Here is a 21,687-nt window from a genome sequence, read left to right on the forward strand (position 1 = left end):
TCGTGGACGTCTACACCACAGAAGAGCAGCAAGTTGAAGCCATTAAAAAGTGGTGGCGAGATAACGGGAAAGCGGTTGTAATCGGCGCTGTTGTCGGTTTAGGTGCCTTGTACGGCTGGCGTTATTTCCAGTCGCAACAGGTCGAAAGTAAGGAACAAGCCTCTCAACAATACGAACAAACTTTGAACAGTATCGAGAGCGGTGATGGCACGGCACTGAGCCAGCTCGAGGGGCATGAAGGTTATCAAGCGCTGGCGGCACTTAACCTGGCAAAGAAACAGGTTGAACAGGGAGAGCTAGACAGTGCACGTAAACAGCTGCAAACGGCCCAGCAAGCGGTAAATGATGATGCGCTCTATGGGTTGGTAACCACGCGTTTAGCGCGTGTGAACGCGGAGCTGGGTCAGTATGACGCGGCACTGAGTGAACTGGATAAAGTGACCGCGTCAAGTTGGACAGCCAAAGTACAGGAAATTCGCGGTGATATTTTGCTTCGCCAAGGGGACAGTGAGGCCGCTCGTGATGCCTATACCGCCTCGCTTGAGGCAGGAGCGAGTCCAACCGTCACGATGAAGCTTGATAACCTCAGTCAATAAGGGCGTGGTATGAAAAAAGGATTATGGCGCATAGCCGCTGTGGCCACGACTTTGGCGATACTGACCGGTTGTGCGGGTGAAGAAGATGTTGTGCAAATGGCACCATTACCCACTGTAACGGATAAAATTGCATCATCACAGATTTGGCAAGCCCAAGTCGGTGATGGTGTCGGGCAATATTATTCGGCCCTTCAACCGACGGTCGCGTACGATAAGGTATTCGCCGCTGACCGCCAGGGAGAAGTGGCTGCGTTTGATCTTGAAAGTGGCGAGCGTATTTGGCAGCAGTCGGTGCAAACTGAGACGCCAGCGTTGTTATCTGGTGGGCTGAGTGCGTCCTACGGTAAGGTGTATGTTGGCGGAGAAACCGGCGAACTGTATGCCTTGGATGCTGAAACGGGCGAGCGCCTTTGGCAGCAAAATGTGAACGGTGAAATCTTGGCCAAGCCTTTGGTCGATGCTGGTATGGTGATCGTTAATACCAGCCGCGGTGAGTTGGTTGCGCTTGATGCGGAATCCGGTGAGCCTCAGTGGAGTAACGCCAATGATGTCCCTAATCTAAGTTTGCGCGGCGAGAGTGCCCCCGTAACCGTGTCAGGCGGTGTATTCTGGGGGATGGCAAATGGTCGTCTTGGCGCCGCGATGATCGAAACGGGTCGCTCTATTTGGCAAATTCCGATTTCGACACCCAAAGGGGCGACCGAAATTGATCGTCTTGTTGATGTGGATGCGACCCCTGTGATTGATGGCGACCGTTTGTATGCCGTGGGCTATAATGGGCAGTTAGTGTCGATTGATTTACGCTCGGGAAAAGCAGCATGGAAGCGTGATTTTTCATCGGCCAACGATTTTATTGCGGCGGGTAATAGCCTTTATTTAATTGATGATAAAGACAATATTGTCGCATTAGATGCACGTAATGGTTTAGAGAAATGGCGCAACAGTGAGTTAGCGTATCGCATATTAACTGCGCCAGCGGCAAGCGATGGTTATCTCGTGGTTGGAGATAGCCAAGGGTACTTGCATTGGCTCGATCCAGAAACTGGGGATTTTGTTGCCCAGCAATCGCTTGAAGGCGAGGGTATTGCGGTGGCGCCCGTGCAAACCGATAATGGCTATATCGTGATAACACGCGATGGCCAATTGAGAAAGCTGGCTATCGACTAGTATCAGCCACCCAGTTTTATATTTAGGCTCCTGGCTGTATAGACAGTTGGGAGCCTTGTTTATTGATAAGAGAATGAAAATTAAGAGGTCTACATGATTCCTGTTATAGCCCTAGTAGGGCGCCCGAATGTGGGAAAATCGACGCTCTTTAACCGTCTTACCCGCACGCGCGATGCATTAGTAGCGGATTTTCCGGGACTGACCAGGGATCGAAAATACGGCAAGGCATTGCTGGATGAGCACGAATTTATCGTGATCGACACCGGCGGGATTGATGGTACAGAAGAGGGTGTAGAAACCAAAATGGCCGAACAATCGCTTGCTGCGATTGAAGAAGCCGACGTGGTGTTATTTATGGTGGACGGGCGTGCAGGATTAACACCTGCTGATCGGGATATTGCTCAACATATCCGTGTCCGCGAAAAAACCAGCTTTTTGGTCGTCAACAAAGTAGACGGTATTGACCCAGATACCGCAACCGCAGACTTTTGGCAATTAGGCATGGACAACATGTATCAAATTGCTGCCGCACACGGTCGTGGGGTCAGCGGATTGATTAATCGTGCTCTAACGCCCTTTGCCGAACAAGCGCTACAGCAAGCGCAGGAAGAGACAGGTCTGGTTGACCTGACCGATGGGCAAGATGACATCGATGATCAAGACAACCCGACCGTGAACACAGAAGAGCAGGCTGAAAATGAGTACGCCTACCTTCAATCACTGCCGATTAAAATTGGTATTATAGGTCGCCCCAATGTGGGTAAATCGACCTTGACCAATCGCATGCTCGGTGAAGAACGAGTCGTCGTTTACGATATGCCGGGGACCACACGAGACTCCATTTATATCCCGATGGAGCGCGATGGACGCGAGTACGTGATGATTGATACGGCCGGTATACGTCGTCGTAAACATGTCAGTGAAAAAGTTGAAAAATTTTCTGTTATTCAAACACTTAAGGCTATCGAAGACGCGAACGTCGTGCTGCTAGTGATTGATGCTCGAGAAAATATATCTGATCAAGACTTGAGCTTGCTAGGGTTTGCCTTGAATGCGGGCCGTTCGATCGTGTTGGCGGTCAACAAGTGGGATGGCTTAGATAGCGAGATTAAAACGCGGGTGAAATCCGAGCTGGATCGTCGCCTTGGTTTTGTCGACTTTGCACGCGTTCACTTTATTTCTGCGTTGCATGGTACCGGTGTCGGTCACTTGTTTGAGTCCATTCAAGAAGCCTATCAGTCGGCGACCAAACGTGTCGGAACCGCGATGCTAACCCGTATTTTGAAAATGGCGCAAGATGACCATCAGCCTCCAATGATACGTGGCCGCCGAGTGAAGCTAAAATATGCACACGCCGGTGGATATAACCCACCCATTGTGGTCGTCCATGGTAACTTGGTGAGTGAGTTGCCAGACTCCTATAAGCGCTATCTGATGAATTATTATCGTCGAACCTTAGACATTATGGGCACACCGATAAAGATTCAGTTCCAGAACAGTGAAAACCCGTATGAGGGTAAAAAAGAAAAGCTGACGTTATCTCAGTCACGTCAACGCAAACGCTTGATGGACATGGTTAAAAACCGCAATAAGAAGTAAACGAAAGCCCAGCCTTGATGCTGGGCTTTTTTGATCCCGCCTACTTTTAACGATCCAATCTGGATCTTGAATTTATCATTCGTGATCATAATCACATTAAAGCCACGTCGTCTGTGATGTCGTGGATCTTAGCTTATCGCGTGACTGGGCAGGTTTTGAGCGGCGATAATTGCATCACCCCTTCACGCCACTCTCATTTCATTTATGCTGGATCTTTAATTTACAACACTCTTTTTTAGTGTTTTATATCGATAAAAATCCAAATGCAGAACATGTAACTTATGCTTTCGGGAAGTGTATTGATAAATATTCTTTTCAGGGTAGGAAGCTGATCAAGGGGAATTAACCCCAAGATCGCTCGATCGCTTACTGATCGGTTAGATGTGTATTGTACAGAGTTTAATCAGCCGACTGACTTGGATGACGCTGTTGTACCACGCTGGTGATCTCGCCGTTACTGAGCTGGGTGCGCAGGATATCGCCTTCATGCAGTTGATTGATGTTATTAATAATTCGCCCATCACTGTCACGGCTAATCGAATAGCCACGAGAGAGCGTCGCTAATGGACTGACGGCATCCAAGGTCGCCACTAAGGTCAAAAGTCGCTGCTGCGCGTGTGACAATTGCGAGTTCATCGCGTGGACGAGGCGTTGATGGTGCTGTGCCAATTGAGCCTGATGTTGATGAATACGATGCTCAGGCGTCACGCGTTGTAACCGGCTATCCAGGGCATTAAGCTGGTGGTTATATCGTGAAAGCTGTTTCGTCAGTCCTTGGTGAATGCGCCTTTGCAGCTCATCAATATGCTGACTTTGCTGTTGCAGACGACGACGGGGGTGTTGGTGAGACAAACGGTGTTCGTGTTGCGTCAGTGCCCGTTGCTGGCGATAAAGTAGCGTGCCGATCGCGTTTTTAAGCGCTTGCTCGCGCTGCTGATATTGCTGCAAGCGATAACTCAGATCACGGCTAACAAGTTCTGCGGCAGCTGATGGGGTGGGGGCGCGAACATCGGCAACAAAGTCAGCAATGGTCACATCCACTTCATGGCCTACGGCACTGACGATGGGGATCTGACTCGCGGCAATAGTACGGGCGACGATTTCTTCATTAAAGCACCATAAATCCTCGAGTGACCCACCGCCACGACCAACAATCAGTACGTCACACTCATGACGGCTATTGGCGCGCCCGATCGCTTGCGCTATCGATACTGCCGCATCTTGCCCTTGCACCAGGGTCGGATAAATCACCACCGGCAGGCTAGGGTCCCGTCTTTTAAGTACATTCAGAATATCATGCAAGGCAGCGCCGGTTTTGGAGGTGATTATGCCAACGCGCTTTGGTTGGTCGGGCAAAGCTTGCTTAGCGGTTTGTGCGAATAACCCTTCTGCGGCTAACGCTTGTTTACGTTGCTCAAACGCCTGCTGCAGTCGTCCATCGCCTTCGGGCTGCATGCTTTCTAAGATTAGCTGATAGTCGCCTCGAGGCTCGTACATAGACACACGCGCGCGCACCAGGACTTGATCCCCATTTTTGGGTTTAAAGGTCACGCGACGATTGTTACCACGAAACATGGCACACTTCACTTGGCTTTGGTTGTCTTTGAGTGACAAATACCAATGGCCAGACGTTGCCGCGGTAAAATTGGAGAGTTCGCCCGTTAGCCAGACAATGCCAATGTTTTTTTCTAAGCAAAGACGCACCTCCGCATTGAGGCGGGAAACGGACAAAATATGTTGATTACTCGCGGTCACAATCGCTGATCCTTTTGATAAACCTGATCGCATACTACCTGCCGTATACTGGGATGCCAACTGACTCAGCATGACGATAGCCAGGCGATCAAAGCAATCGATTGCGAAAAAATGAACAATGTATCCGTTGATAAATCAACCGACTAAATCTGTCTTGGACAATCAATCGCTATTCTTAGTAAAAATCGATAGCCAAACGTTTGCGCTGCACGTATAATTCTACGGCAATATTTTGTTCCCCTTCACAACTTTTAGTGTGAGATATTGCAATGCTGAGAATCGCGAAAGAAGCGTTAACCTTTGACGATGTACTCCTCGTCCCTGCTCACTCAAATGTACTCCCTAACCATGCGGATCTGCGGACCCAATTGACCCGTTCAATTAGCCTGAACATCCCTGTGCTCTCTGCAGCAATGGATACAGTGACCGAAGCCCGTTTGGCCATCGCATTGGCACAAGAAGGCGGCCTTGGCTTTATCCATAAAAATATGACCATCGAGCAGCAAGCCGAGCAAGTGCGCTTGGTGAAAATCTATGAAGCGGGCATGGTGTCTAACCCGGTTACGGTGACGCCTGAGATGACCATTGCCGATGTCAAAGCCTTGACCGAACGCAATGGCTTTGCCGGTTATCCAGTGGTGAATAAACAAAAAGAGCTGGTTGGCATTATTACAGGACGCGACGTGCGTTTTGTCTCAGATCTTAGCAAACGTGTTGAAGATGTGATGACCCCTCAGTCTCGTCTCGCCACCGTGCGTGAGGGCGCTGAGCGTGAGCAAGTGCAACAGTTGATGCAGCAGCATCGCGTCGAAAAAATTCTGGTCGTCAACCAAGACCATCACCTCAGCGGCATGATCACCGCCAAAGATTTCCAGAAAGCGGAAAGCAAGCCTAACGCCTGTAAAGACGAACAAGGTCGTTTGCGTGTCGGTGGTGCCGTCGGCGCAGGGGCGGGCAATGAAGAGCGTATCGCGGCCTTGGTGGAAGCGGGAATCGATGTGTTACTTATTGACTCATCACACGGCCACTCTGAGGGCGTCCTACAACGTATTCGTGATGCCAGAGCCTCGTACCCGCACTTACAAATTGTGGGCGGTAACGTTGCCACTGCCGAGGGCGCACGTGCCTTGATTGACGCGGGTGTGGATGCCGTAAAAGTCGGTATTGGCCCAGGCTCTATTTGTACCACGCGTATCGTCACTGGCGTGGGTGTGCCGCAAATTACCGCGATCAGTGATGCCGCTGCCGTCGCGCAAGAGTATGGTATTCCGGTAATTGCCGATGGCGGTATTCGTTTCTCGGGTGACTTGTGTAAAGCCATTGCTGCCGGCGCATCCTGTGTGATGGTGGGCTCAATGCTCGCCGGTACCGAAGAGTCTCCGGGTGAAGTCGAGCTTTACCAAGGCCGCGCGTACAAATCTTACCGCGGTATGGGCTCAGTGGGCGCCATGTCAAAAGGCTCATCTGATCGTTACTTCCAAAGCGATAACGCCGCCGATAAGTTGGTGCCTGAAGGCATAGAAGGGCGCGTTGATTACAAAGGCATGATGAAAGAGATCATCCACCAACAAATGGGCGGGTTGCGTTCAAGCATGGGCTTAACGGGCTCTGCCACCATAGAAGAGATGCGCACTAACGCGCAGTTTGTTCGCGTGACCGGCGCGGGCATGAAAGAATCACACGCGCATGATGTCACCATTACTAAAGAAGCGCCGAACTATCGCCTCGGCTAAAGACATCACTACCGCGATGCATTTGAGAGGGGAGCACAGCTCCCCTTTGTTCCACTTAATTGAGAAAGCCAGATAATGACCCAGAACATTCATGCTCAACGTATTTTGATCCTTGATTTTGGCTCCCAGTACACCCAGTTGATTGCGCGCCGTGTCCGTGAAATTGGTGTGTATTGTGAGCTTTGGAGCTGGGATGTCGATGAGCAAGACATTCGTGACTTTGCTCCCAACGGCATCATCCTATCCGGTGGCCCAGAGAGCGTGGCAGAAGCCAACTCGCCACGTGCACCGCAATATGTCTTTGACGCAGGCGTGCCTGTGTTGGGCGTATGCTATGGCATGCAGACCATGGCTGAGCAGCTTGGTGGTAAGGTTGCGGGCTCTGAGCATCGCGAGTTTGGCTACGCGCAAGTAAAACGCGTTGGCCAGAGCGCACTGTTTGATGGCATTGAAGATGCTATTGCCGATGATGGTCACCCACTTTTAGATGTGTGGATGAGCCACGGCGATAAAGTGGTCGCGATTCCGGAAGATTTTGTCAAAATCGCTGAAACAGATACCTGTCCGTTTGCAGCCATGGCCAACGAAGATAAACGTTTTTATGGTGTTCAGTTTCACCCAGAAGTGACGCACACGCGCCAAGGCAAACGGATGCTTGAGCAGTTTGTGATGCAAATCTGCCAATGCGAGCGTTTGTGGACACCGGCAACCATTATTGACGATGCGATTGAGCGTATTCGTGAGCAAGTGGGGGATGACGAGGTGATCCTTGGCTTGTCTGGCGGCGTCGATTCTTCTGTAGTGGCTATGCTGGTTCACCGTGCGATTGGCGATAAGCTCACGTGTGTGTTCGTTGATAACGGCCTGCTGCGCCTTAACGAAGGTGAGCAAGTGCTGGAAATGTTCGGCGATCACTTTGGGTTGAACATTATTCATGTCAATGCGGAAGACCGCTTCCTTAATGCCTTGAAAGGTGAAGCCGATCCCGAAGCGAAGCGTAAAATCATTGGCCGGGTGTTTGTCGAAGTGTTCGACGAGCAAGCGAGTAAAATGGACAATGCTAAATGGCTGGCGCAAGGCACCATCTACCCAGACGTGATCGAATCGGCGGCTTCGAAAACCGGTAAAGCGCATGTGATCAAATCACATCACAACGTCGGTGGCTTGCCGGATGAGATGGAAATGGGTCTGGTTGAGCCACTCAAAGAGCTGTTCAAAGACGAAGTGCGTAAAATCGGCCTTGAACTTGGCTTGCCATATCACATGCTGTTCCGCCACCCCTTCCCAGGGCCAGGCTTAGGCGTGCGTGTTCTGGGCGAAATCCAAAAAGAATATTGCGATCTGCTTCGTCGCGCTGACGCTATCTTTATCGAAGAGCTGCGCAATGCTGACCTCTACGAGAAAGTCTCGCAAGCCTTCGCGGTGTTCCTGCCGGTTCGCTCGGTAGGTGTGATGGGCGATGGCCGTAAATACGATTGGATCATTGCGTTGCGTGCCGTCGAAACCATCGACTTTATGACTGCGCACTGGGCACACCTGCCATACGATTTCCTTGGCAAAGTGTCGAACCGCATTATCAACGAAGTCGACGGTATCTCCCGCGTGGTTTACGACGTCTCCGGCAAACCGCCAGCGACGATTGAGTGGGAATAAGCGTTTGAGAAAGTAAAACGCTAGTTTAACGACATAAAGCCCATGCCTAGCGTGGGCTTTTTTGTTTCTAAATGTTTCATTGCTGTCTGTAAGCATCCGTTTTTTGTGCTGCTTTTCTAACTTTAAAGGAATTTAACATTGGGTTAACTGGCTTACTTATGGCTAACTATGCTGATTTTTGCTTTACTGACGATAATTTGTCATTTTATTGTCATTAAAGCCTGCTGGATCAGGTAAGCCAAAACACAACATCGAAAATAATGGAGTTCCCAGTGAGTCAACACATTAACCCAGCAACCGATACAGGCCGACCGCGCGGCATGGATCGGTTTTTAAATATGATAGAGCGTGCGGGTAACCGGATCCCAGATCCTGCCTTATTGTTTTTCTGGGGCCTGGTGACGGTTTGGGTGCTCTCCGCTCTCTTGTCACAAATCACGTTTAATTCCGTTCACCCATTGACCGGGGACACCGTCCAAGTCAAAAACCTGCTCACCGGTGATGCGCTCGCCCACTTTTTAGCCAATATGGTTGACACTTTTACAGGTTTTGCGCCGCTTGGGATTGTATTGGTTGCGATGTTAGGGGTGGGTGTGGCTGATCAGTCAGGCTTTATCACCACCGGTTTGAAGAAAATGCTGAGTGTGACGCCGAAGCAAGCACTCACACCCATGCTGATTTTGGTGGCGATCGTTTCACACACGGCGGCGGATGCAGGCTATGTACTGGTGATCCCATTAGGCGGGATTATCTTCCACGCTGCGGGGCGTCATCCGCTAGCGGGAATTGCGGCTGCTTTTGCTGGAGTGTCGGGAGGCTTCTCGGCCAACTTTATTCCGTCTGGCATTGATCCTTTGCTGGCAGGCTTTACCGAGTCGGCCGCACACGTGTTGGATGACAGCTACCAAGTTAATCCCCTCGCTAACATCTACTTTACGGGCTTGTCGTCGATTTTAATCGTGGCGCTGGGCTGGTTTGTGACTGAGAAAATTGTCGAGCCACGCTTAAATCGCACACCGATTGATGAGGATGCCGAAGAGGCGCCTGATCTGGGCTCATTCACCACCATTGAAGGTAAAGCCTTTAACCGTGCCGGATTGGCGATGCTGGCCGGGATTGCCGCGCTGGTGGCGGCCTCATGGCCGGAAACCTCGCCGCTTCGGTCACCGGCGGGCGAGCTCACCGCCTTTGATGCACCGATTATGCAATCGATCGTGCCGCTCATTTTTGTGCTGTTTATTATTCCAGGCATTGTGTATGGCAAAACCGCAGGCACCTTTAAAACCAGCCAAGATGTGATTAAATCCATGTCTGACACCATGGCGACCATGGGCGCTTATATGGTGATGGCATTTTTCTGTGCGCAATTCTTAGCCGCATTCACCCAATCAAATATTGGTACCTTGTTAGCGCTGAATGGCGCGGAGCTATTGCAGTCAATGAACCTGCCAGGTGAGATGACGATTGTGGGGATGATTTTGCTCACCGCACTCGTGAACCTGTTAATCGGTTCTGCGTCAGCGAAATGGGGTCTGATTGGACCGATTTTGGTGCCAATGCTGATGGTTGTCGGTATTTCCCCTGAATTGTCACAAGCGGCCTATCGTGTCGGGGATTCCGTTTCGAACATTATCTCGCCATTAATGGTGTTCTTCCCACTCGTTGTGGTGTATTGCCAGCGCTATGTTAAAGCAACAGGCATTGGCACCGTGGCGTCAATGATGATCCCTTATTCATTGACCATGCTGGTGGGCTGGACCTTGTTCTTGCTAGCGTACTGGGCATTCGGATTGCCACTGGGTATTCAAGCAAGCTATCAGTACCTGGTGCAATAACGGTCACATAGAGCGCGTATCGTCTATCATGACGTTGCAGACACAAGCCGGCCTTCGAGCCGGCTTATTTGTGTCGTATACTAGCGATGAATTACATAGCCAATAAATCGAGGTTGGAATGAACGAGCCACAAACGTCGGATACGATTCACGACGTTTATATGCGCCAGGCGATCACACTGGCCGACAATGCTGAGCAAGAAGGTGAAGTGCCTGTCGGCGCCGTGGTGGTGTATCAAGGTGAGGTTGTGGGCACAGGGTGGAACCGAACCATTACCCAGCATGATGCCACTGCCCATGCCGAAGTGATGGCCTTACGCCAAGCCGGCCAAGTGCTGGGTAATTATCGCCTATTAGACGCGGATCTTTATGTGACACTCGAACCGTGCCCGATGTGTGCGGCGGCGATGGTGCATGGCCGTGTCAGAAAGGTGTATTTTGGCGCGCCGGATCCCAAAACCGGCGCGGCTGGCTCGGTGATGAACCTACTCAGTTATGAAGAGGTAAATCACCATGTGCAAAGCGAGGGTGGGGTATTAGAAGCTGAGTGCCGTGCGCAACTGCAAGCGTTTTTCCGCCGTCGTCGTGCTGAAAAAAAGGCTGCAAAAAAAACAGCCCGTGGTGAGGCTTCTATTGTGTCGTCTGATTCAGACCAAGCGTCTTAAAACGCCTCATCAAACGCGGCAAACTCACGAATCGCAAACGCGCGTTGGCGCCATAGTACTTTCTTGTGCATATTTTGGCGCATGCGCTTGCGACGGTTAGCCGATGAAATATTGTTTTTACGAAAGCTTTGTTTCACCAGCCGTTTTTTTGGCACCATAGGATCCTCATTGTGGTTGCTTTTCTGATTGCGATATTGGGTTTTGTTCAGAGCCCTCTGGCGTAGTATCCGGCGCTGGTTCAGCAACTTGCTCGGAGGATGGCTCGGGCGCAATGATGGTTTGCAGCCCACCGAGCGATTCGACTTGCTGACTGTCCAGCGACTCTATATGTGCTTTTTCATAGCCTAGAATACTCTGATAATAACGGCGAATATTCTCAACATAGCTTAGCGCTTCATAGCCACGTGCATAGCCGTATCGCGTTTGCGTGTAATATTGGCGCTTAGCGAGCAAGGGAAGTCGCTGTTTCACATCACTCCACGAGTTAGGATTGGCACCTTGCGCTTCAGTAAGTCGCCGTGCATCCATCATATGACCAAAGCCAATGTTGTAAGAGGCGAAAGCAAACCAAATCCGCTCGTGTGGGTTAACACTGTCGGGAATCCGGTCGAGCATACGCTGCAGGTAGAGTGAGCCGCCTTTGATGCTTTGTTCGGGATCCAGACGGTTGCGCACGCCGACGGATTTAGCGGTCGGTAACGTCAGCATCATCATCCCACGTACCCCTGTGGGAGATATGGCGCGTGGGTTCCAGTGCGATTCTTGATACGACAAGGCGGCAAGCAGGCGCCAATCAAAATCGTTCGCATGCTTTTTGAAAAGGGGCTCCCACTGCGGGAGTTTGCTTTCTATGGCGCGCAAAAATGCGCGGGTATCGACGTAATCAAATTGATTCACGTGGCCAAAATACTTTTCTTCTAAAATTGCCAATTCACCGGTTTGGTTCAGCTCACCAAAAAAATTCACCATTAGGGCATAGGCGCTGCTGTCGCCCTGCTTTTTCATAAACCAGGCGACGGGCTCATCTTCACTCAGCGCCATGGCGACGGCAATATCAGGTTGGGTGCGTTGCATTAAGGCAATATCGACGGAGTCGGCAATGGTAAAATCGATATCACCGTCTGCAACCTGTTTAAGCAGTTCATCGTCGTCGGCGTCTTGCACAACTTTCCAGCTTAAATCGGGGTGATCGTTTTTAAGCGATTGTAAGGTGAGATCGTGACTCGAACCTTCCACTACCGCCATTACCGCGTTCTCGCGGTTAAAATCGCCAACATCGCGAGGGCGCCAATGTCCCTTTTTATACACCACTTGTTGGCTGACAAAATAGTAGGCGGGGCCGGGGCGAAATTGGGCCAAGCGTTGGTCGGTAATGGTGAGTCCTGCAGCAATTAAATCGACATCACCGCGCTCTAATGCAGGAAAGAGGCCGGATAACGTATAGGTCGGCACCATTTCCAGCTTTACGCCAAGCTTGTCAGCAAAACGTGATGCAAGTTCGTAATCCAGCCCGGTCGGGCCATCAGGACCAATGTAATAAGAAAGTTCGTTATTGAGCGTTCCGACTCTTAGCACGCCGCGGTCGCGGATTTTTCCAGTACGGTGCGATCGTCGAAGTGCCAATCACACCCCGTTAATACCAGGCTAACTACCAGCACGACAAGGCTAGTCATCCATGATTTCAGAGAAAAGTCACGCTGTATCAAAGGCTGTCGCTCGCAGTTGCTGGCTAGCGTGGTAGTGCTAGCGATGATCGATAGACGCCACATTCTACGTGAATAGGTTGGATACGGATAGAGGGAAAATTTTTTGCGCAAACGGTTGCGTCAGGTGTGTTGTCGCTAAGGATTTTGCCCTATAATGGCCGCCGTCTGCTTAAAAGGCCAGCGAAAACGCATTTTTGCGTGTTCAAACCACTGCGGTCAAGAGCGTGGTGATACCCAAGTTATCGTGCCAGGATGCGTCAATTTGGGTATACCCTTTCATTTACCGCTAACGAGAGACGTACGCACATGGATATTTTGCGTGGTTCCCCCGCACTGTCTGAGTTTCGTGTCAATAAACTACTGGCCAGCTGCCAAGCGCATCAGTTACCGGTCACGGCACTGTATGCTGAGTTTATTCATTTCGCTGATTTGCATCACCCTTTGGATAGCGCGAGTCGCGAGAAGCTCGAAAAGCTGCTGACTTACGGACCCACTTTACCGCCGCACGCACCTGAAGGGACGCTGTTTCTCGTTACGCCTCGTCCCGGCACCTTGTCGCCGTGGTCATCCAAGGCAACCGATATTGCCGATAATTGCGGGTTGGACGCGGTGAAACGTTTAGAGCGTGGTACCGCGTACTATATTCAACTCTCTGCGCCATTAACTGATGAGCAACACGCAACCTTAATCGGGTTGTTGCACGATCGGATGATGGAAACGGTATTTAGTGAGCTTGAGGCCGCTGAGGTGCTGTTTGAACAAGCGGAACCTGCGCCGATGCACAGCGTGGACATTCTCGTGGGTGGTCGAGCCGCTTTGACTGAGGCGAACCAAGTCTTAGGATTGGCTCTGGCAGAAGACGAAATTGACTATCTAGTTGAGAACTTTACCCAGCTGGGGCGTAACCCCAACGACATCGAACTGATGATGTTTGCGCAAGCCAACTCAGAGCATTGCCGCCACAAAATCTTTAACGCCGACTGGACCATTGATGGTGAAAAGCAGCCTAAATCGCTGTTTAAGATGATCAAAAACACCTATGAGCAAACCCCAGATAACGTGCTGTCGGCGTATAAAGACAACGCAGCCGTAATGACGGGCTCAAACGTTGGGCGCTTTTTCCCGACGCCAGAGAGCCACAGCTATCAGTATCACCATGAACCCGCCCATATTTTGATGAAGGTGGAAACCCACAACCACCCCACCGCGATTTCACCGTGGCCAGGGGCCGCGACCGGCTCTGGCGGTGAGATTCGTGACGAGGGTGCGACCGGTGTCGGCGGTAAACCCAAAGCAGGGTTGGTCGGTTTTTCCGTCTCTAATCTGAAAATCCCGGGCTTTATTCAGCCGTGGGAGCGAGACTATGGCAAGCCTGAGCGCATTGCCACTGCGCTCGATATTATGCTGGAAGGCCCGCTAGGCGGTGCGGCGTTTAATAACGAATTTGGCCGTCCTAACTTGCTGGGCTACTTCCGTACCTATGAGCAATCAGTGACCTCGCATGCCGGTGAGGAAGTGCGCGGCTATCACAAGCCGATCATGCTCGCAGGCGGAATGGGCAACATCCGCGATGGCCATGTGCAAAAAAGTGAGATTGACGTGGGGGCCAAACTGATTGTGTTAGGTGGCCCGGCGATGAACATCGGCCTTGGTGGCGGAGCAGCATCGTCGATGGCATCCGGCCAGTCGGCGGAAGACTTGGACTTTGCCTCGGTACAACGTGAGAATCCAGAAATGGAACGCCGTTGCCAAGAGGTGATTGATCGCTGCTGGCAGCTTGGCGAGGATAACCCAATTGCCTTTATCCACGATGTGGGCGCGGGTGGCCTTTCAAATGCGATGCCAGAGCTGGTTGATGATGGCGGCCGCGGCGGGTGTTTTAACTTACGTGATATTCCGAATGATGAGCCGGGAATGAGCCCGCTCGCCATTTGGTGTAACGAGTCACAAGAGCGTTACGTCTTGGCGGTCAAACCCGAAAACCTGGCGCTTTTCGAAGCCTTGTGCGAGCGTGAACGCGCCCCGTACGCAGTCATTGGTGATGCCACCGACGCGCGTCACCTGTCGCTTGAAGATAGCCACTTCGGTAATAGCCCTATCGATATGCCGATGGATATTCTGCTGGGTAAAGCGCCCAAAATGCACCGTGACGTTACACGCCAACAAGTGACAGGTACCGCGCTAAACACCCAAGGCATTGAACTGGCACAAGCCTGCGAGCGTGTTTTACGCTTGCCAGCAGTGGCGGAGAAAACCTTCTTGATCACCATCGGCGACCGCTCGGTGACCGGATTGGTTGCGCGTGACCAAATGGTTGGCCCGTGGCAAGTGCCGGTGGCGAACTGTGCGGTGACGGCGGCCAGTTATGACAGTTATCACGGCGAAGCGATGGCGATGGGCGAACGTACCCCGTCCGCCTTGCTCGATTTTGCTGCCTCTGCCCGTATGGCAGTGGGTGAAGCGTTGACCAATATCGCCTGTGCCGATATTGGCAGTCTGACCAACATTAAACTGTCTGCCAACTGGATGTCCGCGGCGGGTCACCCGGGCGAAGATGCTGGCTTGTACGAAGCGGTCAAAGCCGTGGGTGAGGAGCTGTGTCCTGAGCTATCACTGACCATTCCGGTGGGTAAAGATTCGATGTCGATGAAAACTCAGTGGCAGCAAGACGGTGAAAACAAAACGGTGACGGCACCGATGTCGCTGATCATCACCGCCTTTGGCCGCGTGGAAGATGTGCGTCGTACCGTGACCCCACAATTGCGTAGCGATAAAGGTGACAGCCACCTGATTGCGATTGATCTTGGTGAAGGCGCGCAGCGTCTGGGCGCAACCGCGCTGGCTCAGGTGTATCATCAATTGGGCGATAAGCCTGCCGATGTCACCAACAGCGCCCGCCTAAAAGGCTTTTTCAATGCGATGCAAACCTTGGTGGCAGAGCAAAAACTGCTGGCGTATCACGACCGAGCCGATGGCGGGCTATTCGTTACCTTGGCTGAAATGGCCTTTGCCGGTCACACCGGTATTGACGTGGACATCGCCCGTTTAGGCGACGATGCCTTGTCGGTGTTGTTTAACGAAGAGCTGGGCGCGGTGATCCAAGTGGCGACGCAAGATCTCGAGCGTGTTAATGCGGTGTTGGATGAACATCAATTAACCGCATGCAGTCACCTGATTGGCGGCCTAAGTGATAGCGATGAGATTATCGTGCGTCACGGTGAGGCACCTATCTATCAAGCCAGTCGCCAGCACTTACGTCAGATTTGGGCTGAAACCACCTATCAAATGCAAGCGCGACGCGATAATCCGGACTGTGCACGCCAAGAGTTTGACGCCAAACAGGCGGCCGATCCTGGGTTGCACGCTAGTCTGAGCTTTGATGTGCACGAAGATGTTGCTGCGCCATATATCGCGACCGGTCAACAACCGACCATGGCTATTTTGCGTGAGCAAGGCGTGAATTCGCATGTGGAAATGGCCGCCGCCTTCGATCGCGCTGGATTTAACGCCGTGGACGTTCATATGAGTGACATTCTCTCAGGACGCGTTAGTTTGGACGGTTTCCAAGGGCTGGTGGCCTGTGGCGGTTTCTCTTACGGTGACGTGTTAGGCGCTGGTGAAGGTTGGGCGAAATCCATTCTGTTTAATAGCCGTGCGCGCGACCAATTTAGTGCCTTCTTTGGCCGTGAAGACACGCTAGCACTTGGGGTGTGTAATGGCTGCCAGATGCTATCGAACCTGCATGAACTGATCCCAGGGGCTGCACACTGGCCACGATTTGTTCGCAATGAGTCCGAGCGCTTTGAAGCCCGCTTTAGCATGGTGGAAGTGCAATCAAGCCCATCCGCCTTTTTTGCCGGGATGGCAGGGTCACGGATGCCCATTGCGGTATCGCATGGTGAAGGACGGGTAGAAGTGCGCGATGCTGAGCACTTGGCGGCGATTGAGGCGTCAGGCACGATAGCGCTGCGTTACACCGATAATCACGGCCAGCCAACACAAGCGTATCCTGCCAACCCGAATGGCTCACCAAATGGCATTACCGCGCTGACTACCGAGTCGGGCCGTGTGACCATTATGATGCCGCACCCTGAGCGGGTATTCCGTACTGTCGCTAACTCTTGGCACCCAGATGATTGGGGTGAAGATAGTGCGTGGATGCGGATGTTCCGCAACGCGCGGGTTACTCTAGGGTAAGCACCGTACCAATAAAGCCGCCACACTTTGGCGGCTTTTTGGTGATATGCGAGAATCGATGGATGATTTTTTATCCTGCTGCGATACAATTTCAGCTAAACAACTGATCCATCAGGACCGGCTGCGGCCAACGAGAAGGATAACGGAATGAAAAAAATTGAAGCCATCATCAAGCCATTCAAACTCGATGACGTACGCGAAGCGCTGGCAGACGTCGGGATTACAGGGATGACCGTCTCAGAGGTAAAGGGTTTTGGTCGTCAAAAAGGCCACACTGAACTATATCGTGGTGCCGAATACATGGTGGACTTTCTGCCTAAGGTGAAATTGGAGGTAGTGGTGTCTAACGATGTTGCTGAGCAATGTGTCGATACCATTATTGAGACCGCGCAAACCGGCAAAATTGGTGATGGTAAAATCTTTGTCTTTGACGTTGAGCGTGTGGTGCGTATCCGTACCGGCGAAGAAGACGAAGAAGCGATTTAATTTCACGGGTTAGACCAATACGGCAAGTAATAAAAAGCCAAGCGTAATGCTTGGCTTTATTGTATTTACGGTGTAGATACTGTATTCACGGTGTAGATAGCGTATGCTCGGTGTAGATACTGTCTACGCGCCACGATTGGCCGGATGCGCTTGATAGCGTCCCGGTTTGTGGTTCATCGCTAACACTAAATTGAGTACAATCGCACCGGCCACAGACCACATCAGCAGGTTCAGATCGATAAGGAAGAAAGATAACGCGAGAATGGTGCAGTCGATGCCCATTTGTAGCTTTCCTGCCGAGATCCCAAACTTGTCCTGACAATAGAGCACCAGTACGTTAAAACCGCCTAAGCTGGCATTATGGCGGAAAATCATTAACATACCGACGCCCATCAATAGTCCACCAATCACCGCACAGTAGGCGGGGGCCAGCCAAGTGATTTGAAAAAAGTAGGCAATATGATCAGCCATCACCGATACGGCGCCACCGGCAAGTAAACTGCGTAATGCAAATCGCGGACTCATACGAAACCAAGCCATTACATAAAACGGGCAATTGCAAAGAAAATACAAAGTACCGAACGATAGGTCGGTAAATTGGCTGACTAATAACGCCAGGCCTGTGGTCCCCCCGGTTAAGAGTCCGGCCTGTTGCAAGAAAAATACCCCCTGGGCGACTAAAAACGCGCCCGAGGCGATAGCAATAATGTCTTCTTTAAAGCTGTGTTGATACTGGCTCACACGGCTTCTCCCTACTTAATTAGCGTGATAAAAACAAAAACGTGTTAGCAACAAAAGCCCCGCCAAAACCCAATAGGCTGGCGGTTAAAAAAGGTTAATGGGCACTGGCGACGAGTGCCTGCGGGTGCGGGCGCGCATTCTATCGCCAATGAGTCTTGGGAAACAGTCGACAACGTAAATAACCTGCGTCTTGATTGTCATTATTATGATACTCCGCTGTAAAGTGTTTACAGTGGATAGCGTGCTGCTGCGCCGTGATACAAGCCAAAACAGCCAGGTTTTAAATAAAAAAATCATCCCCCAGGCTACCTGATTGAAGGGAATTTTTGTAGAATAGCAAACGCAGTCATGGCGGTAACGAAAACGTTTGCGTAAGTGAGTCAAACGTTTGATGTTGCCTTGGCTTAATCGCTTTGATTCGAAGGTGAAAGCGATTAAGCCAAGGCGTGATCTAAAACATCACACCGAGACTAATTGTTGCTAGGTGGCCTATCGGATCCTAGCGTTCGCTTTATGGGTGATTGCCCGCCAATGTTAAGTCAGGAGAGACCAATGCTAAAGCGTGACATGAATATCGCGGATTATGACCCAGCGCTGTTTGCGGCGATGGAAGAAGAAAGTACGCGTCAAGAAGAACACATTGAACTGATTGCGTCAGAAAACTATACCAGCCCGCGCGTGATGGAAGCGCAAGGCTCTCAACTGACCAATAAATACGCGGAAGGCTACCCTGGTAAACGGTATTACGGCGGCTGTGAATACGTGGATAAAGCCGAAGCCTTGGCGATTGAGCGTGCTTGTCAACTCTTTGGCTGTGAGTATGCCAATGTTCAGCCGCACTCTGGCTCACAGGCGAATAGCGCGGTCTACATGGCGCTGCTAAACCCAGGTGATACGGTACTGGGTATGAGCTTGGCGCATGGTGGTCACTTAACCCATGGTTCGCCAGTTAACTTTTCCGGCAAGCATTATCATGTGATCCCTTACGGTATCGATGAAGCCGGTAAAATCGATTACGAGCAAATGGAGCAGCTTGCACTCGAGCATAAGCCAAAAATGATCATTGGCGGGTTTTCTGCATACTCACAAGTGGTTGATTGGAAACGCATGCGTGAGATTGCAGATAAAGTCGGGGCTTGGTTCTTGGTGGATATGGCACACGTGGCTGGCTTAATTGCCGCTGGTGTTTATCCCGATCCACTGCCTTACGCACATGTGGTCACGACGACGACGCACAAAACCCTTGCAGGTCCGCGTGGTGGTTTGATCTTATCAAATGCCGGTGAAGATATTTATAAAAAGCTCAACTCTGCGGTGTTCCCTGGCGGCCAAGGCGGCCCATTGATGCACGTGATTGCGGGTAAAGCCGTCGCGTTTAAAGAGGCGATGGAGCCAGAGTTCAAAGCCTATCAAGCGCGCGTGATTGATAACGCACGTGCGATGGTGAAAGGGTTCCAAGCTCGCGGTTATAAAATCGTATCGGATTCCACTGACAACCACCTGTTGTTGGTTGATTTAATTGATAAAGACATTACTGGGAAAGAAGCCGATGCCGCGTTAGGTGCCGCTAACATCACAGTAAACAAAAACAGTGTACCGAACGATCCACGTAGCCCGTTTGTCACCTCCGGTATTCGTGTGGGGACGCCAGCGATTACACGTCGTGGCTTTACCGAGCAAGACGCCGAACAACTCGCGCATTGGATGTGTGATGTGCTTGATAACATCAACAATGAGCAAGTGATTGCAGAGACCAAAGAGAAGGTCCAAGCCATCTGCCGTCGTTTGCCGGTATATGCTTAATAAAGCAATACAGATTATCTAAAAAGATGGGCGCCTATGGGCGCCTTTTTTATATTTATCTGAGAACGAAGTCTAGTTGAGACACAAAACCCGTACTCCGTCTCCTTAGAGAGGCTTTTTCATCCTCGCAAATCGGTTACACTAGCAGGACAATATTGAGGAGACGACGCGCATGCACTGTCCATTCTGTGGTGCTACCGACACCAAAGTGATCGATTCTCGACTCGTGGCTGATGGCCATCAAGTTCGCCGTCGTCGCCAGTGTTTGGCGTGCGCTGAGCGATATACGACGTTTGAAACAGCGGAATTAGTCATGCCACGGGTGATCAAAACCAACGGTAATCGAGAGCCCTTTGACGAAGATAAATTGCGGGGCGGTATTCAACGTGCGTTGGAGAAGCGTCCTGTCAGTACGGATGATATCGAAAAGTCGATAAATAGCATTAAGTCGCGTTTGCGAGCGACGGGTGAGCGAGAAATAGGATCAGCCATGGTTGGCAACTTGGTCATGGAAGCACTGAAGGAGCTTGATAAGGTGGCTTATATCCGTTTTGCCTCTGTTTACCATAGCTTTGAAGATATTCGCGAATTTGGTGAAGAGATTGCACGGTTACAAAAATGACAACTAGCCACCAAGATCAAATGATGATGGCGCGCGCATTAGCGCTTGCGGCCCAAGGTCGCTTTACCACCACACCTAACCCCAATGTCGGCTGTGTGATTGCTCACGGTGATGACATTGTGGGTGAGGGGTTTCACATTGCTCCAGGTGGTCCACACGCCGAAGTTCACGCCTTAAAAGCAGCGGGGGAATGCGCGGTGGGCGCGACGGCTTATGTCACCTTAGAGCCTTGCTCTCATTATGGTCGCACGCCGCCGTGTTGTGATGCGTTGGTTGCCGCCAAGGTCACGCGTGTTGTCTGTGCGATGCAAGACCCTAATCCTAAAGTGGCAGGGCGCGGTCTCGCGCGGTTACAACAAGCCGGTATTGAGGTCGTGGTCGGTGTGATGGCTGAGCAGGCCAAAGCGCTGAATCCTGGTTTTATTAAACGTATGCAAACCCAAATGCCCTATGTTCAGCTCAAACTGGCGGGCAGTCTTGATGGGCGCACCGCCTTGGCAAATGGTCAAAGTAAATGGATCACGGGTGAACCAGCGCGCGCCGATGTGCAGACATTTCGCGCCCAAGCGAGCGCTATTTTATCGACCAGCGCCACGGTATTAGCCGATAACCCCAGCCTAAATATACGTCGTAGCCAGCTTGCAACTGAGATCCTCGACCATTACCCGCAATCAGTACTGCGCCAGCCGACGCGCGTGATCTTGGATAAACATAATAAAACGTCACCTGAAGCGACCGTCTATCAGCTTGAGGGCGAGGTGATCCGAATTGTCGATATGCCAAGTAGTCAGATATGGCCGGATAACGTCCACGAATGGGTCATGCCCGACGCTTCGCTCAGCGCTATCCTTCACGCATTGGCACAACATGATATCGATAAGGTTTGGGTAGAAGCAGGCGCGAGGCTGGCGAATCAGTTATTAACTGAGTCGTTAGTGGATGAGCTGATTGTTTATCAAGCGCCGGTATTGCTGGGGGCAGATAGCCGCCCGCTGATTGCTTTAGACGGGTTGCAACGTATGGATGACGTACCGCGTTTTCATTTTAATCAAGTGACGCCTATCGGTGACGATGTTCGCCTAATCGCAACGCTCTCGGAGCATGCGGTCATCACGCAAGAGTATTAATAC

General features: G+C 51.3%; 15 protein-coding genes and 1 pseudogene. 12 read left to right on the forward strand and 4 right to left on the reverse strand.

From position 1 onward, the window contains the following. Positions 1 to 2 precede the first annotated feature (2 nt). From HLG76_RS06565 to der, 3 genes are all read left to right on the forward strand, one after another. Positions 3 to 596: a YfgM family protein gene (locus HLG76_RS06565; protein ID WP_021022932.1), complete on the forward strand. Its 594-nt coding sequence runs from the start codon at positions 3 to 5 to the stop codon at positions 594 to 596. Between the two features lie 9 nt (positions 597 to 605). Next, positions 606 to 1,763 carry an outer membrane protein assembly factor BamB gene (gene bamB / locus HLG76_RS06570; protein WP_021022933.1) on the forward strand — a complete coding sequence of 386 codons (1,158 nt, stop codon included), beginning with the start codon at positions 606 to 608 and terminating at the stop codon, positions 1,761 to 1,763. A gap of 93 nt (positions 1,764 to 1,856) precedes the next feature. After that, a complete protein-coding gene (gene der / locus HLG76_RS06575) occupies positions 1,857 to 3,362 on the forward strand; it encodes a ribosome biogenesis GTPase Der (protein ID WP_175993320.1) in 1,506 nt (501 codons plus the stop codon). 399 nt (positions 3,363 to 3,761) lie between these two features. On the opposite strand, the gene xseA is transcribed toward der, so the two are convergent. Next, positions 3,762 to 5,117, reverse strand: coding sequence for an exodeoxyribonuclease VII large subunit (gene xseA / locus HLG76_RS06580; protein ID WP_368656347.1), 1,356 nt, complete (start codon positions 5,115 to 5,117; stop codon positions 3,762 to 3,764). A 269-nt stretch (positions 5,118 to 5,386) separates the two neighbouring features. On the opposite strand from xseA, the gene guaB reads away from it, so the two are divergent. The 4 genes from guaB (at position 5,387) to tadA (ending at position 11,002) form a co-directional block, all read left to right on the forward strand. Then, on the forward strand, positions 5,387 to 6,850 hold the full coding sequence (gene guaB, locus HLG76_RS06585) for an IMP dehydrogenase (RefSeq protein WP_021022936.1): 1,464 nt from the start codon (positions 5,387 to 5,389) through the stop codon (positions 6,848 to 6,850). Positions 6,851 to 6,925: 75 nt separating this feature from the next. Further along, entirely contained in the window at positions 6,926 to 8,503 is a 1,578-nt protein-coding gene (guaA, locus tag HLG76_RS06590; protein WP_175993322.1) for a glutamine-hydrolyzing GMP synthase, read from the forward strand. A 320-nt stretch (positions 8,504 to 8,823) separates the two neighbouring features. Then, entirely contained in the window at positions 8,824 to 10,338 is a 1,515-nt protein-coding gene (locus tag HLG76_RS06595; protein WP_241833844.1) for an AbgT family transporter, read from the forward strand. Between the two features lie 118 nt (positions 10,339 to 10,456). After that, positions 10,457 to 11,002, forward strand: coding sequence for a tRNA adenosine(34) deaminase TadA (gene tadA / locus HLG76_RS06600; protein ID WP_021023010.1), 546 nt, complete (start codon positions 10,457 to 10,459; stop codon positions 11,000 to 11,002). On the opposite strand, the gene HLG76_RS06605 is transcribed toward tadA, so the two are convergent. Together HLG76_RS06605 and mltF are read right to left on the reverse strand one after the other, a co-directional pair. Next, positions 10,999 to 11,160 carry a hypothetical protein gene (locus HLG76_RS06605; protein ID WP_021023011.1) on the reverse strand — a complete coding sequence of 54 codons (162 nt, stop codon included), beginning with the start codon at positions 11,158 to 11,160 and terminating at the stop codon, positions 10,999 to 11,001. The two genes, tadA and HLG76_RS06605, sit on opposite strands and share 4 nt — an antisense overlap. A gap of 7 nt (positions 11,161 to 11,167) precedes the next feature. Continuing rightward, positions 11,168 to 12,675, reverse strand: a pseudogene (mltF, locus tag HLG76_RS06610) (membrane-bound lytic murein transglycosylase MltF). A gap of 339 nt (positions 12,676 to 13,014) precedes the next feature. On the opposite strand from mltF, the gene purL reads away from it, so the two are divergent. Beyond that, positions 13,015 to 16,905 (forward strand): phosphoribosylformylglycinamidine synthase, encoded by a 3,891-nt coding sequence (gene purL, locus HLG76_RS06615; protein WP_175993324.1) that lies wholly within the window; start codon positions 13,015 to 13,017, stop codon positions 16,903 to 16,905. A gap of 147 nt (positions 16,906 to 17,052) precedes the next feature. Further along, positions 17,053 to 17,391: a nitrogen regulatory protein P-II gene (glnB, locus tag HLG76_RS06620; RefSeq protein ID WP_021023014.1), complete on the forward strand. Its 339-nt coding sequence runs from the start codon at positions 17,053 to 17,055 to the stop codon at positions 17,389 to 17,391. A gap of 123 nt (positions 17,392 to 17,514) precedes the next feature. On the opposite strand, the gene HLG76_RS06625 is transcribed toward glnB, so the two are convergent. Then, on the reverse strand, positions 17,515 to 18,132 hold the full coding sequence (locus tag HLG76_RS06625; RefSeq protein ID WP_077460281.1) for a YitT family protein: 618 nt from the start codon (positions 18,130 to 18,132) through the stop codon (positions 17,515 to 17,517). Between the two features lie 552 nt (positions 18,133 to 18,684). Here HLG76_RS06625 and glyA point away from each other — a divergent pair. The 3 genes from glyA (at position 18,685) to ribD (ending at position 21,684) form a co-directional block, all read left to right on the forward strand. Next, a complete protein-coding gene (gene glyA, locus HLG76_RS06630; protein WP_077460282.1) occupies positions 18,685 to 19,935 on the forward strand; it encodes a serine hydroxymethyltransferase in 1,251 nt (416 codons plus the stop codon). A 172-nt stretch (positions 19,936 to 20,107) separates the two neighbouring features. Continuing rightward, positions 20,108 to 20,557: a transcriptional regulator NrdR gene (nrdR, locus tag HLG76_RS06635; protein WP_021023017.1), complete on the forward strand. Its 450-nt coding sequence runs from the start codon at positions 20,108 to 20,110 to the stop codon at positions 20,555 to 20,557. Continuing rightward, entirely contained in the window at positions 20,554 to 21,684 is a 1,131-nt protein-coding gene (gene ribD / locus HLG76_RS06640) for a bifunctional diaminohydroxyphosphoribosylaminopyrimidine deaminase/5-amino-6-(5-phosphoribosylamino)uracil reductase RibD (protein WP_175993325.1), read from the forward strand. The genes nrdR and ribD overlap by 4 nt, the downstream gene beginning before the upstream one ends. Positions 21,685 to 21,687 lie beyond the last annotated feature (3 nt).

It is taken from the genome of Salinivibrio sp. EAGSL (assembly GCF_013366455.1).
GTDB classification, from domain to species: Bacteria; Pseudomonadota; Gammaproteobacteria; order Enterobacterales; family Vibrionaceae; genus Salinivibrio; species Salinivibrio costicola.

Bases quoted from the DNA above. Each gene is read 5' to 3' on its own strand.
- HLG76_RS06595 (WP_241833844.1), top strand. From the start codon at position 8,824: ATGGATCGGTTTTTAAATATGATAGAGCGTGCGGGTAACCGGATCCCA.
- glyA (WP_077460282.1), top strand. From the start codon at position 18,685: ATGCTAAAGCGTGACATGAATATCGCGGATTATGACCCAGCGCTGTTT.
- nrdR (WP_021023017.1), top strand. From the start codon at position 20,108: ATGCACTGTCCATTCTGTGGTGCTACCGACACCAAAGTGATCGATTCT.
- bamB (WP_021022933.1), top strand. From the start codon at position 606: ATGAAAAAAGGATTATGGCGCATAGCCGCTGTGGCCACGACTTTGGCG.
- tadA (WP_021023010.1), top strand. From the start codon at position 10,457: ATGAACGAGCCACAAACGTCGGATACGATTCACGACGTTTATATGCGC.
- ribD (WP_175993325.1), top strand. From the start codon at position 20,554: ATGACAACTAGCCACCAAGATCAAATGATGATGGCGCGCGCATTAGCG.
- glnB (WP_021023014.1), top strand. From the start codon at position 17,053: ATGAAAAAAATTGAAGCCATCATCAAGCCATTCAAACTCGATGACGTA.
- guaA (WP_175993322.1), top strand. From the start codon at position 6,926: ATGACCCAGAACATTCATGCTCAACGTATTTTGATCCTTGATTTTGGC.
- purL (WP_175993324.1), top strand. From the start codon at position 13,015: ATGGATATTTTGCGTGGTTCCCCCGCACTGTCTGAGTTTCGTGTCAAT.
- guaB (WP_021022936.1), top strand. From the start codon at position 5,387: ATGCTGAGAATCGCGAAAGAAGCGTTAACCTTTGACGATGTACTCCTC.
- HLG76_RS06605 (WP_021023011.1), bottom strand. From the start codon at position 11,160: ATGGTGCCAAAAAAACGGCTGGTGAAACAAAGCTTTCGTAAAAACAAT.
- der (WP_175993320.1), top strand. From the start codon at position 1,857: ATGATTCCTGTTATAGCCCTAGTAGGGCGCCCGAATGTGGGAAAATCG.